Consider the following 13,080-nt stretch of genomic DNA (forward strand, 5'->3'; position numbering starts at 1 on the left):
ATGAAATCTGTAGTCACCGACCCCGTCTTCGGGATTGTCGGCATCACGAGCGTCGTCGATCGTTGTGTTTGGAATTGTGCTCGCTCGAGACATGACTCACAAATGCCGAAATCACCGTCCGCCATACCGGAAAGGGTATAGCCGGGGTCTCAGACGAGACCCAGGAAGCGTTCGGCATTCTCCCGCGAAATCAGTTGGCGAGCAATATCATCCAAGAACTCACTCTTGCGAACCACCTCACCGACCGGACGCTCCCCCAAGGGGTACGGGTAATCACTACCCACCATCACACGGTCCACCCCCACCGTGTCCACCAGCAGTCGCAGTGCGCGCTCGTCGAAGACGACAGAATCCACGTAGAACCTACCCAGGTAATGCGAAGGCGGGAACTCCGACGTACCGATGATGTCGTTGCGGCCGTGCCAGGCGTTTTCCATCCGGCCCAACCAGAACGCGAAAGATCCACCGCCGTGCGCAAATCCGATCTTGAGACGATCGTCGATCTTGTCGAACACCCCACCGAGAATCAGCGCGAGTATCGACAGATGCGTTTCGGCCGGCATCGCGGTGAGCCACTGCGCCATCCAGCGATCGAGGCGCGGAGAGTTGGCCATGTCCCACGGGTGCACGAATACCGGCACGTCAAGCGACGCGCAGTGCTGGAGAAACGTCACCACGCCCTCACTGTCGAGGTCCAGATCGCCCACATGATTGCCGATCTCGACACCGCGGTGCCCGTTCGCGATGCACCGCTCGAGCTCACGGCACGCTGCGTCGGTGTCTTGCAGAGGCACCTGGCAGAACGGAATCAACCGATCCTTCGCCGGCTCCACGATCTCGAGCGCGAGGTCGTTGAAGATCCGTGCGATGCGACTTGCCTGCTCGCCGCTTCGGCCGTAATTGAAGAATGCCGGCGTCGGCGAGACGACCTGCGTGTGCACGCCGTCGGCATCCATGTCCCGAAGCCGCACCTCGGCGTCCCAGGCATCGGACTGGATGCGGCGGAACTCCTTGGTGCCCATCATGATCATGGCTTCGGTCTCCGACTCGACCTTCAGCCACGGCGCTTGCGGCCCCGCGTCTTCGGTCAGATCCGGCCACCCGTTGGGCACGTAGTGGGTGTGGATGTCGATCAGGTTGCTCATCACTCAGCCCTTGCCGGGATGGAGCGTGCCGCACTTGTCACACGTGCGGGCTTCTTCGCTCTCGTAGAACTTGACGAACACCGGCGGAAGGTCGGCCACGATGTCGCGCACCTGAAGTTCGACCTCGTGAATCTTGTGATCGCATTCGAGGCAGTACCACTGGAACTTCTCGAGCGTGCCTTCCTTGCGGACGCGTTCGATGACCAGGCCGATGGAGCCCGCAGTGGGACGCTGCGGCGAATGCGGAATGTCTCCCGGCAGCAACCAGGTTTCGCCCTCACGAATGTCGACACGCTGAGGACCGTCCTCGGTCATGACGTTGACGTGGATGTCGCCTTCGAGCTGGTAGAACCACTCCTCGTACGGATCGAGGTGGTAGTCGGTCCGCTGGTTCGGTCCGCCGACGACCTGCACGATGAAGTCGTCTCCGAGCGCCATCGTCTGATTGTTGACAGGCGGCTGCAGCAGGTGGCGGTTGTCGTCGATCCACTTCTTGAAGTCGATGACGGGAGGAATCGTGGTCATGATGCATTCTCCGTATCTTCGGACGCTGAGCGCTTGGAGGCGGGCACGTACGCCACGCCGGAAATTTCGATGAGCAGATGCGGGTGGGGCAGTTGGTGAACAGCCACAGTCGTTCTCGTCGGACCGTTTTCGTCGAACAGTTCGGCGTACACCTCGTTGTATCCACCGAAGTCGTTCATGGACACCAGGTAGGAGGTGACCTGAACCAGATCACTGAGTTCTCCACCCACTTCGGCGAGGATTGCCGCGATGTTTTCGATGACGGCACGCGTCTGCGCCCGAATGTCGAGCGCCGTCGTCCCCATCTCGTCGACCTCGACGCCGACAAACGTGTTGTCGGGTCGACGCGAACTGGTCCCGGAGACATAGACGAAATCGCCGACCACCTTGACGTGGGGGAACTTTCCGCGCGGGTTCGCCAGCTTCTCGATGACCTGCGCCCCACTCATCGCTTCACACCTTTCACCGTGACGGTTCCGAGTCCGTCGATCGTGCACTGTGCGACGCCCTCGTCGAGTCGCACAGCTGCTGTGGCGGCACCGGCCAGAATTACCTGACCGGCGCGCAACGGAATTCGGCGTCGGCGGGCGATGTCGAGCAGGGCATGCAAAGCGCGCGCCGGATCGCCGAGAATGGCCGACGTGGAACCGACTACCGTCTCGCCGCCGACCTCCATACGTACGGAACGGTCTTCGACGTTCTGTAGCGGCAGCCACCGCCCGATCACATACCCGGCAGCGCTGGTGTTGTCAGCGACGACGTCGGTGTAGGTGAAGCGGAAGTCGCGATAGCGCGAGTCGATGATCTCCATAGCGGGAGCCAGCGCGTCGACGCAGGTTTCGATGTCGACATTCGGATCGTCGAGATCGACGTCCTTCGACAGGCGGTATGCCACTTCGGGTTCGATCTTGGGATGAATGAACGTCCTCAGGTCGACTTCGCCGCCGTTGCTCACGCACATCGCGTCGGTCAACTGACCGACGATCACTTCGGAGACACCCATCTGCGCCATCTTCGCTTGGCTTGTGAAGCCGAGCTTGATACCCACAATCGATTCGCCACGGCTGGTTCGTCGTTCGAGGAGTTCGTTCTGGATCCGGTAGGCCTCGTCGATGTCGATGGTGTATTCGTCGGCGAGGCTCGGGGTGTCGGTGCGAGTCTGCGCAGCGTCGTCGAGGCGACGCGCGAGCGCGGATACGGTGTCTTCGGGGGCTGTCATCACGCCTCGCTCATTTCTGGAAAACTTTTGCGGTTTCGATGTTCACAGTTGCACACATACATTCGTCGGTTCGGTGTAGAAGTGCAGCGAGGACTCGCCACCCTCACGTCCGATGCCGGACAGGCCCATACCGCCGAAGGGAGATCGCAGTTCGCGGGTGAACCACGTGTTGACCCAGGAGATTCCGACGTTCATCTTCTGCGCGACGCGGTGTCCGCGGCGCAGGTCGTTGGTCCACACGGAGGCAGCGAGGCCGTACTCGGTGTCGTTTGCCAGGGCGATCGCTTCGGCTTCGGTCTCGAACGGAATGAGTGCTGCAACGGGTCCGAAGATCTCCTCGCGCACGACGCGATCCTTGTTGGTCAAGCCAGTCCACAGGGTGGGTTCGATCCACGATCCGCCCGACAGTTCCTGTCCGAGGTCCGGAATACCGCCGCCGGTCAGCACTTTCGCGCCTTCCTGCTCGGCGATCTCGAAGTAGTCGAGAACCTTCTTCCGGTGCGCCTGCGAAATGAGCGGTCCGGTCGTCGTTGCATCGAGCGTCGGGTCGCCCAGACGCAATCCGGCTGCCCGCTCGACGAGTCCACCGGCGATGTCGTCGAAAATGCTGCGGTGCACGTACACCCGCTCGGTGCACAGGCAGACCTGGCCGGTGTTGGTGAACACCGACTTGGTCAGACCCGTCAACGCTTCGTCGATGTCGACGTCGTCGAAGACGATCGCGGCGTTCTTGCCACCGAGTTCGAACGAGACCGGACGGACTCGCGGCGCAACGGTTTTCATGACATGGGAACCGGTTGCCGAAGATCCGGTGAAGGTGACACCGTCGATGCCGGGGTGCGTGGTGAGGAACTCGCCGGCGGAGTTCGCACCGAACCCGTGGACGACGTTGTAGACACCGGCAGGCAGGCCGACTTCTTCGAGTACCTCGGCAAGCAACGACGCCGTCGCTGGGGTTTCCTCGGAGGGCTTGACCACCACGGAGTTCCCGCACGCGAGCGCGGGCGCAACCTTCCAGGTCAGGAGAAGCAACGGCAGGTTCCAGGGAACGATGACAGCGACCACGCCGAGCGGCTTGCGGATCGCGTAGTTCAACGCCTGCTTGCCACCCGCGAGATCCGTGACAAACGATTCCTGTCCGGCCGCGGCGACGATGTCGGCGAAAGTGCGGAAGTTCGTCAGGGCGCGCGCGACGTCGAGTTCGCGTGCCTGTGTGATCGGCTTGCCGGTGTCCGCCATTTCTGCGGCGACGAACTCTTCGAATCGCTCCTCGATCCGGTCGGCGGCGCGTCGCAGCAGAGCCGTCCGCTCGCGGACCGGCGTATCGGCCCAACCGTTGTCCAGAGCACGTCTGGCAGAGGTCACGGCCCGATCGACCAGGGCCTTGTCGGCCTCGTGGACCCGGGCGAGAACACGGCCCGTTGCTGGGTCGACCTGATCGAAGCTCGACGACTCGTCGGGTTCGACATAGGAGCCGTCCACGTAATTGCGGATCCATCCGTCGCATTGTGAGGTCATGGACTAACTATTGGCCCGTGACCCATATCAAACAAATGCAAAAACTGCCGCCAGCTATACCTCGATCGGCATAGATGGCGGCAGTTCGGCTACACAACTCAACTCTTCATGTCGGCGCCGAGCGCCTCAGCGGCGCAGATACGCCAACTGCACGTTGACGGATTTCTCCGCCACCGGCCACAGCTTCGGGTCCACGTCGGAGTAGACGTGCTCGACAACATCGCGCACCGATGCCGACTCCCCCAACGTCGTCAGAGCGTCCCGCACCTGGGCTAGACGCTCCTCGCGGTGAGCAAGGTACTGCTGCGAAATCGCCTGCAGATCGGGCAGGTCCGGACCGTGCCCGGGAAGAACCGTCAGTCCTTCGCCGAGTGCGGCCAACGACCGCAGTGATGTGAGGTAATCCCCCAGATCGCCGTCGGAGTCGTCCAGAACTGCGGTGCCGCGGCCGAGAATGGTGTCGCCCGTCAGCACGCTCGCATCGTTCTCGATGACTATCGACACCGAGTCAGCGGTGTGTCCCGGAGTCGCGAGGATCCGCAGCTTCAGTCCCGCCACCTCGATCACTTCACCGTCGACAAGCGCCGAAGCACCCCCGCGCAGAAAAGTGGGGTCGACGGAACGCACCGGAGCCGAGGTCAATTCATGGAAACGGTCCACCCCGCCGGTGTGGTCGTAGTGCCGGTGCGTGATCAAGGTCAGCGCAACCGGACCGATACCAGCGACACGTTGCAGGTGTTCCTCGTCGTTGTCGCCTGGGTCGACGACTACACACTCGACGCTACCGGGAGCATGCAGAATCCAGGTGTTCGTACCGTCCAGCGTCATCATGCCCGGATTGTTCTCGAGCAAGACCGAAGCGATGTCGGTGACGCGGCGAAGCTGCGCGTAGGCGGGATGGACCGTCGACATCAGCGAACTTCGACGATCAGTTCCACCTCGACCGGAGAGCCGAGGGGAAGCTCTGCCACGCCGACTGCCGAACGAGCATGGATACCGGCGTCGCCGAGCACCTCACCGAGGAATTCGGAAGCGCCGTTGATCACGCCGGGCTGACCGGTGAATCCTTCGGCGGATGCCACGAAGCCGACAACCTTGACAACGCGAACGACGTTGTCGATGCCGACCAGGGCGTCGATGGCAGCAAGAGCGTTGAGCGCGCAGGTGCGAGCCGCAGCCTTGGCGTCCTCATCCGACACGCCCGCACCGAGCTTGCCGGTCAGCGCCAGTTTTCCGTCGACGAACGGGAGCTGACCCGACGTGTACACGTGGTTGCCGCTGCGAACCGCGGGAACGTACGCAGCAACGGGTGCCGCGACGGCGGGAAGTGCAATGCCCAGTTCGGCGAGACGCTCCGACCAGGTCTGTGTTGCCTCTGCCATGTGATTCAGCCCTTCGGACGCTTCATGTACGCGACGTGCTGCTCGCCCGACGCGCTCGGCAGGACTGCCACGAGTTCCCAGCCGTCGACACCCCAGTTGTCGAGAATTGCCTTCGGATTGTGGACCAGCAACGGAGTCACGGTGTATTCCCAGGAAGTTATTTCGCTCATGCGGTGAGCCTATCCCGCGTACATCTTCGGCCCCAGACTTATAGGCTCGCGGTGTGGTTGCATCCCAAGATGAGCTGAGCAGGACCTGGCCCGAGTCTGCGACGAAGGCCCGCCTGCACTTTGTGTCGGGTAAAGGCGGAACCGGTAAGTCCACGGTTGCCGCCGCGTTGGCGCTCGCGTTGGCCGAGGGCGGCAAGCGCGTTCTCCTCGTGGAGGTCGAGGGCCGCCAGGGAATCGCGCAGCTCTTCGACGTACCGCCGCTTCCACCGCAGGAGACCAAAGTCGCGGCCGCCGAAGGTGGCGGTGAAGTGATGGCTCTGGCCGTCGACATCGAGACCGCGTTCCTCGAATACCTCGAAATGTTCTACAACCTCGGCTTCGCCGGCCGGGCGATGCGTAAGTTCGGCGCCATCGAATTCGCCACCACCATCGCTCCCGGCCTTCGCGACGTTCTGCTCACCGGCAAGATCAAGGAGTGCGTCATCCGCACCGATCGAACCGGCAAGCGCGTGTACGACGCCGTTGTCGTCGACGCTCCCCCGACCGGACGAATCGGCAGCTTCCTCGACGTCACCAAGGCGATGGCCGATCTCGCCAAAGGCGGCCCGGTGCACTCCCAGAGTGAAGGCGTCGTTCGGCTGCTGCACTCGCCGGAGACCGTCGTACATCTTGTTGCACTTCTCGAAGCGCTGCCCGTTCAGGAAACTGCCGACGCCGCCGCAGAACTGGCGCGCGACGACCTCAACCTCGGTGCCATCATCGTCAACCGCGCCAGCCCGAGGTTCTTGCCCGAAGACCAACTCTCCGGTGCCGCTGCCGGCGATATCGACGCGGCTTCGATCCGGTCGACACTCTCGGACGTCGGCATCGATCTGTCCGACGACGACTTCGCAGGCCTGCTCACCGAGACGATCGAGCATGCCTCGGTGCTCGAAGCTCAAGAATCCAGCGCCGAGAAGCTCCGCGAGATCGACGGGGCTCGGGTGCAACTTCCCGCACTCGCCGACGGCGTCGATCTCGGTGGGCTGTACGAGCTTGCCGAATACCTCACGGAACAGGGCGTGTGATGACCGAGACCACCGAGAACGTGACGGTCGGCAGTTCCAGGACCGGCCGACGCGCAGCTCCTGCCCTCGATATTTCGGCGATCATCAAGGACCCGACGGCCCGGATCGTGGTGTGTTGCGGCGCAGGTGGCGTCGGCAAGACCACGACGGCCGCGTCCCTGGCGTTGCGTGCAGCCGAAGAGGGCCGACGCGTAGTCGTCCTCACCATCGATCCGGCCCGCCGCCTCGCACAGGCCCTGGGTGTGGCCGAACTCGACAACACTCCGCAGCCGGTGAAGCTGGGTCCCGAGGCCACGGGCGAACTGCACGCGATGATGCTGAACATGCGTCGGACTTTCGACGAGATGGTCATCGAGCATTCGAGCCCTGAGAAGGCCGAGCAGATCCTGGCGAATCCCTTCTATCAAACCGTTGCCACATCGTTCTCCGGAACGCAGGAGTACATGGCGATGGAGAAGTTGGGGCAGCTGGCGTCGAACGACGCGTGGGATCTGGTGATCGTCGATACCCCGCCGTCGCGCAATGCGCTCGACTTCCTCGACGCCCCGCAGAGGCTCGGCACATTCCTCGACGGACGGATGATCCGGCTGCTCTCCGCACCCGGCCGTGGCCTGACCAGGCTCGTCGCCGGCGCGATGGGATTGGCACTGAAGGGTGTCTCCACCATCGTGGGAAGCCAAATGCTTTCGGATGCATCGGCATTCGTGCAGTCGCTCGACTCGATGTTCGGCGGTTTCCGTGAACGCGCAACGAAGACCTACGAGTTGCTACGTCAGCCGGGGACTCATTTCCTGGTGATCGCAGCGGCCGAACCCGACGCTCTGCGAGAGGCGGCGTTCTTCGTCGATCGCCTTGCGGGCGACTCGATGCCGTTGGCCGGTCTGGTTCTCAACCGCACGCACCCGACATTGACGGCTCTGCCTGCCGATCATGCGGTGACCGCCGCCGACAAACTGGAAGCGAAGGAAAGTGCGACCGAGGCCGAAGCCCTCACCGCAGCCGTTCTCCGCATCCATGCCCATCGGGCAGTGATCGCGAAGCGGGAGATCGCCTTGCTGAGTCGATTCACCGCAGCTCACCCGAGGGTGCCGCTGATCGGTGTTCCGTCGCTACCGTTCGAGGTCTCGGACCTCGAGGCGCTGCGCGCGGTGGGAGATCAGCTCACTCGTAAGGGCTGATCCCCCCGATCGGCCTGGATCAGACTGCTGAGTGATGCTGGCGCTGGTCTTCGAAGAACTCGGACCAGGAGTCGACGTCGGGGTGCTGCTTGAGCAGTGCACGGCGCTGACGCTCGGTCATTCCGCCCCACACACCGAACTCGACACGATTGTCGAGAGCATCTGCTCCGCACTGCATGAGGACCGGGCAGTGACGGCAGATGGTGGCCGCCTTGCGCTGCGCGGCGCCACGAACAAAAAGTTGGTCGGGGTCGACCTCGCGGCATCGTGCCTTAGTTACCCAGGCAATTCGTGCCTCGGCCTGCTCGATGTCCAAACGGCTACTCGGGGTGGCTGTGTACATTCTGGGTCCCCTCTACAAAGTCTGACCGTCGCCATAGGGCGAGCAGCGCACCATCTCAGCCGTCCCCGCGGTAGCACGGTGAAAGCTGAGACACATTCGTGATCGAGTGTTACGTCGATCACACTGATCACAATTTAGGTAAAGAACGGCCCTAACGCAAGACGCTCGGGAGCATTTTTTGGTACGGCAGTACAAAGCGCGTGTTCAGAAGGTTTTGAACACCCCCAAAACACTGAAACCGGTTCCAATGGGTGGGCACACGTACTCTGTAGATCGTGTCGATTGCAAAAACAGTGGCGAAGCTCGCCGGAAGCTCCGCATTGGCGGGTGTCCTGGTCGCAGGGGTGATGTTCCCAGTGGCGGGCGGATTCGGATTTGCGTCCAACCGCGCCGCCGATACCGTCGACAACGTCTCGGCCGAACTGGTCGAAGGCACGGTCCCCGCGGTGTCCACCATGGTCGATGCGGCAGGCAATCCCATTGCCTGGCTCTACGACCAACGACGCTTCGAAGTCCCGAGCGAGAAGATCTCCAACAACATGAAGTTGGCGATCGTCTCCATCGAGGACCGTCGGTTCCCCGACCACAAGGGCGTCGACTGGCAGGGAACGCTGCGTGCCTTCCTCACCAACACGACGACCGGTGAAGTGCAGCAGGGCGCGTCGACACTCGATCAGCAGTATGTGAAGAACTACCAACTGTTGGTCGTGGCCAAGACGGATGCCGAGCGCCGCGCTGCCATCGAGACCACCCCGGCCCGAAAGATCCGCGAGATCCGGATGGCCCTGACGCTGGACAAGGAACTCACGAAAGACGAGATCCTCACCCGGTACCTCAACCTCGTACCGTTCGGCAACGGATCCTTCGGCATCCAGGACGCCGCTCAGACCTACTTCGGCGTCGATGCCGCAGATCTGACCGTTCCCCAGTCGGCGATGCTTGCCGGCATGGTTCAGTCCAGCTCCGCACTGAACCCGTACACGAACGTCGAGGGCGTGACCGAGCGTCGTAACACCGTGCTCGACACCATGATCACGAACATTCCGGATCGTGCCGACGAGTTCCGCGCAGCCAAGGAAGAGCCCCTCGGCGTCCTGGAAACCCCCAACAACTTGCCGCGCGGCTGCATCGCTGCAGGCGATCGCGGATTCTTCTGTGACTACGCACTGAAGTACCTCTCGGACGCCGGAATCACGCGCGACCAGATCAACGAGGGTGGTTACCTCATCAAGACCACTCTCGATCCGCAGGTCCAGGCGTCCACCAAGGCCGGACTGAACGCGAACGCGAGCGCCAACCTCGACGGCATCGCGAACGTGATGAACGTGATCAGGCCGGGCCAGGATTCACACAAGGTCATCGCGATGGCCAGCAGTCGCACGTACGGTCTCAATGCCGACGCCGACGAAACCGTCCAGGCACAGCCGTACTCCCTTGCCGGTGACGGTGCGGGTTCCGTCTTCAAGATCTTCACGACGGCTGCGGCGATGGAGAAGGGCCTCGGTATCAACGCGACGCTCGACGTGCCCAAGCGATTCGAAGCCAAGGGCATGGGTAGCGGTGGTGCGGCCGGTTGCCCGGTGTCGACTTACTGCGTGGAGAACGCCGGCAACTACCCGCCGACGCTGTCCGTGACCGACGCGCTGGCACAGTCCCCCAACACCGCTTTCGTCAAGCTCATCGAGGCAACCGGCGTCACGCCGACCGTCGACATGGCCGTCCGTCTCGGCATGCGCTCGTACGCTGATCCCAACACCTCGGGCTTCGACGAGCGCAGCATGGCCGACTTCCAGAAGGAACAGAACCTCGGTTCGTTCACCCTCGGTCCCACCTGGATCAACCCACTCGAACTCTCCAACGTCGCGGCCACTCTCGCCTCGCACGGCAAGTGGTGCCCGCCGAGTCCCATCGATTCGGTCTTCGACCGCTACGGCAAGCCTGTGGCCGTCACCGAGCAGGGCTGTGAGCAGGTTGTCGAGCCCGGCTTGGCAGACACACTCGCCAACGCCATGAGCCGTGACGACGTCGGCGCCGGTACGTCTGCCGGAGCTGCAAGCAGCGCCGGATGGAGCCTGCCGATGTCGGGCAAGACGGGTACCACCGAGACCCACAAGTCCTCGGCGTTCCTCGGCTTCACCAACAACCTCGCTGCCGCTGTCTACATCTTCGGCGACTCCCCGACGCCGGGAGAGATCTGCTCGAGTCCGCTGCGCCCCTGCTACAGCGGCAACCTGTACGGCGGTACCGAACCGGCGAGATCCTGGTTCGCGGCAATGAACCCGGTCGCCAACAACTTCGGGCCCACCTCACTGCCTCCGATCGACGAGAAGTACGCACGGGGATCGCAGAACGGCCAGGTTCCCGAGGTTGTCGGCCTGAGCCAGTCGGCGGCGACGTCGAGGTTGCAGGCGTCCGGCTTCACGGTCAATTCCGTGACGACGGCGTCCGGAGCACGCGCGGGAACGGTCACCGGAGTTTCGCCGTCCGGGTCCGCGATCCCGGGTTCGACCGTCACGATCTACATCAGTGACGGTTCCGTGAGGGCTCCGGCAGCACCCGCATCCCCGGCAGCTCCAGCAGCTCCGGCACCGGGCGCGACTCCCCCGGATGCGACTCCGCCCGGAGGTGAACCCGCACCGCCCGCGGGGACCCCGCCGAACTGACGGCCCTGAAAACTGACGGCTCTGAAAACAAGAACGGCCGCGATCTCCGAATGACTCGGAGATCGCGGCCGTTTTCGATTCTGGTGGCGCTTCTACAGGCGGGACTTCACTGCTGCAGAGATACGGGCGCCATCGGCCTTGCCCTTGGCCAGCGCGCTGGCGGCCTTGATGACCTGGCCCATCTGACGCATCCCCGGACGCTCACCGAGCTCCTCGGACACCTGAGCGAGGGCGGTGTCGACGACGTCGACAAGCTCGGCGTCGGTCAACGGCGTCGGCAGGTACTCGTCGATGATCTGAGCTTCGGCGCGCTCTTTCGCGGCAAGCTCACCGCGGCCGTTCTCGGTGTAGATCTCGGCCGATTCGCCGCGCTTCTTCGATTCCTTTGCAAGGACTTTGATGATTTCTTCGTCGGTGAGGACTCGTGCTTCCTTACCGGCCACCTCTTCGGTCTGGATGGCTGCCATGAGCATCCGAAGGGTGGCTGTACGTAGCGGATCCTTCGCCTTCATGGATGCAACCATGTCGGTTCGGAGGGTGGCTTTGAGCGATGGTGTCGTGTCGGACATGGTGGAAACGTTACGCGCTCGGCGTTTCGAGCGTGCCGATAGTTACCTCCGCCCGGACACAATTCTCTGTGGAATAGCTGCAAATGGCGGCGAGAGCGACGCAGAAGAACGCCACACCCGTATCCTTGAGAGGTGTCTTCCCAGTTCCGCACCAATCTGACCCGCACCGCACTTGGTGCCGCGGGCGCCGCTGCACTAGGGATCGGGTACGCATCCGGCATCGAACGCAATGCATTTGCACTGCGTGAGGTGACGATGCCAGTCCTGGCGCCCGGTTCGTCGTCGCTGCGGGTCCTCCATCTCAGCGACCTGCACATGATGCCGAACCAACGGTTGAAACAGAATTGGTTGCGTGAGCTCGAAGGCCTCGACCCCGACCTCGTGGTCAACACCGGCGACAACTTGTCGCATCAGCGCAGCGTCCCGGCAGTGGTCCAGGCGCTCGGTGATCTGTTGGCTCGGCCGGGTCTGTTCGTCTTCGGCAGCAACGACTACTTCGCTCCGAAACCGAAGAACCCACTGAGCTACATCTTCAACAAGGACAAGCGCATCACCGGGGATCCCCTCCCCTGGGGCGATCTGCGGGCCGCGTTCACCGAACGTGGATGGCTGGACATGACCCACGTGCGCCGCGAACTCGAAGTGGCCGGTATTCGCATCGCAGCGGCCGGAGTCGACGATCCGCACCTGAAGCGTGATCGCTACGACACCGTCGCCGGAACACCCAATCCCGTCGCCCAGCTCAAGCTTGGTCTGACGCACTCGCCCGAACCTCGAGTTCTCGATCGGTTCGCCGACGACGGTTACGACCTTGTGCTCGCCGGCCACACGCACGGTGGTCAGCTGTGCCTTCCGTTCTACGGCGCGTTGGTCACCAACTGCCAGATCGATCGATCCCGGGTCAAGGGGCCGTCGAAGTGGGGCGCGCACACCCAGCTGCACGTCTCCGCGGGCATCGGCACTTCGCCGTGGGCGCCGGCGCGCTTCTGCTGCCGCCCCGAGGCAACTCTGTTGACTCTGGTTCCGGCCACCAGGCGCGAACCGGAGCACGTCTCCGCACACAGTTCCGCAGAGTCTCCAGCGTCGGTTCTACGCAACTGACCTGCGGATTTAATGTCAGTCGACTCGGTAATGTAAGCTAACCGAGGTTCGACACGGGGTGTGGCGCAGCTTGGTAGCGCGCTTCGTTCGGGACGAAGAGGTCGTGGGTTCAAATCCCGCCACCCCGACAGTGAAGAACAGCAATCGAGGCCCTTCCGCTCACGCGGGAGGGCCTCGATTGCGTTGACGATAAGGTGAAG

The 13,080-nt window shown here is 63.0% G+C and carries 14 protein-coding genes and 1 tRNA gene; 5 read left to right on the forward strand and 10 right to left on the reverse strand.

Going from position 1 to position 13,080, the window contains the following annotated elements:
• Positions 1 to 149: 149 nt before the first annotated feature.
• The 8 genes from H351_RS00690 to H351_RS32220 all read right to left on the reverse strand — a co-directional run bounded on the left by H351_RS00690 (position 150) and on the right by H351_RS32220 (position 5,959).
• A complete protein-coding gene (locus tag H351_RS00690) occupies positions 150 to 1,145 on the reverse strand; it encodes an amidohydrolase family protein (protein ID WP_029254331.1) in 996 nt (331 codons plus the stop codon).
• Between the two features lie 3 nt (positions 1,146 to 1,148).
• Complete coding sequence (locus H351_RS00695; protein ID WP_003943511.1) at positions 1,149 to 1,670, reverse strand: 3-hydroxyanthranilate 3,4-dioxygenase; 522 nt, start codon at positions 1,668 to 1,670, stop codon at positions 1,149 to 1,151.
• Positions 1,667 to 2,119, reverse strand: a complete 453-nt coding sequence (locus tag H351_RS00700) for a RidA family protein (protein WP_029254330.1) — start codon at positions 2,117 to 2,119, stop codon at positions 1,667 to 1,669. Before H351_RS00700 ends, H351_RS00695 begins: the two co-directional genes overlap by 4 nt.
• On the reverse strand, positions 2,116 to 2,889 hold the full coding sequence (locus H351_RS00705) for a 2-keto-4-pentenoate hydratase (RefSeq protein WP_042950503.1): 774 nt from the start codon (positions 2,887 to 2,889) through the stop codon (positions 2,116 to 2,118). The genes H351_RS00700 and H351_RS00705 overlap by 4 nt, the downstream gene beginning before the upstream one ends.
• Before the next feature lie 42 nt (positions 2,890 to 2,931).
• Positions 2,932 to 4,407, reverse strand: coding sequence for a 2-hydroxymuconic semialdehyde dehydrogenase (locus H351_RS00710; protein ID WP_020905966.1), 1,476 nt, complete (start codon positions 4,405 to 4,407; stop codon positions 2,932 to 2,934).
• A gap of 126 nt (positions 4,408 to 4,533) precedes the next feature.
• The gene (locus H351_RS00715; protein ID WP_029254328.1) at positions 4,534 to 5,319 is read right to left on the reverse strand and encodes an MBL fold metallo-hydrolase; all 786 of its coding nucleotides are present in this window, start codon (positions 5,317 to 5,319) and stop codon (positions 4,534 to 4,536) included.
• Positions 5,319 to 5,789: a RidA family protein gene (locus tag H351_RS00720; RefSeq protein WP_003943508.1), complete on the reverse strand. Its 471-nt coding sequence runs from the start codon at positions 5,787 to 5,789 to the stop codon at positions 5,319 to 5,321. The genes H351_RS00715 and H351_RS00720 overlap by 1 nt, the downstream gene beginning before the upstream one ends.
• Before the next feature lie 5 nt (positions 5,790 to 5,794).
• Positions 5,795 to 5,959, reverse strand: a complete 165-nt coding sequence (locus tag H351_RS32220) for a Sp36 family protein (RefSeq protein WP_003943454.1) — start codon at positions 5,957 to 5,959, stop codon at positions 5,795 to 5,797.
• Between the two features lie 53 nt (positions 5,960 to 6,012).
• On the opposite strand from H351_RS32220, the gene bagA reads away from it, so the two are divergent.
• Together bagA and bagB are read left to right on the forward strand one after the other, a co-directional pair.
• Positions 6,013 to 7,026, forward strand: a complete 1,014-nt coding sequence (gene bagA / locus H351_RS00725) for an ATPase BagA (protein WP_019746607.1) — start codon at positions 6,013 to 6,015, stop codon at positions 7,024 to 7,026.
• Complete coding sequence (gene bagB, locus H351_RS00730; protein ID WP_029254327.1) at positions 7,026 to 8,204, forward strand: ATPase BagB; 1,179 nt, start codon at positions 7,026 to 7,028, stop codon at positions 8,202 to 8,204. The genes bagA and bagB overlap by 1 nt, the downstream gene beginning before the upstream one ends.
• 19 nt (positions 8,205 to 8,223) lie before the next feature.
• Here the strand turns inward: bagB and H351_RS00735 are convergent, their stop codons facing one another.
• Positions 8,224 to 8,547, reverse strand: a complete 324-nt coding sequence (locus H351_RS00735; protein WP_019746605.1) for a WhiB family transcriptional regulator — start codon at positions 8,545 to 8,547, stop codon at positions 8,224 to 8,226.
• A 293-nt stretch (positions 8,548 to 8,840) separates the two neighbouring features.
• Here H351_RS00735 and H351_RS00740 point away from each other — a divergent pair, with 293 nt between their 5' ends.
• The gene (locus H351_RS00740; protein WP_003943525.1) at positions 8,841 to 11,210 is read left to right on the forward strand and encodes a penicillin-binding protein; all 2,370 of its coding nucleotides are present in this window, start codon (positions 8,841 to 8,843) and stop codon (positions 11,208 to 11,210) included.
• Positions 11,211 to 11,302: 92 nt separating this feature from the next.
• Here the strand turns inward: H351_RS00740 and H351_RS00745 are convergent, their stop codons facing one another.
• Positions 11,303 to 11,779, reverse strand: coding sequence for a GatB/YqeY domain-containing protein (locus H351_RS00745; RefSeq protein WP_003943491.1), 477 nt, complete (start codon positions 11,777 to 11,779; stop codon positions 11,303 to 11,305).
• A gap of 132 nt (positions 11,780 to 11,911) precedes the next feature.
• On the opposite strand from H351_RS00745, the gene H351_RS00750 reads away from it, so the two are divergent.
• Both H351_RS00750 and H351_RS00755 read left to right on the forward strand, forming a co-directional pair.
• A complete protein-coding gene (locus tag H351_RS00750) occupies positions 11,912 to 12,880 on the forward strand; it encodes a metallophosphoesterase (RefSeq protein ID WP_003943461.1) in 969 nt (322 codons plus the stop codon).
• Between the two features lie 54 nt (positions 12,881 to 12,934).
• Positions 12,935 to 13,008, forward strand: a tRNA-Pro gene (locus H351_RS00755).
• Positions 13,009 to 13,080: the final 72 nt, after the last annotated feature.

The sequence above is a fragment of the Rhodococcus erythropolis R138 genome (genome assembly GCF_000696675.2).
In the GTDB taxonomy this organism is placed as follows: Bacteria; Actinomycetota; Actinomycetes; order Mycobacteriales; family Mycobacteriaceae; genus Rhodococcus_F; species Rhodococcus_F erythropolis.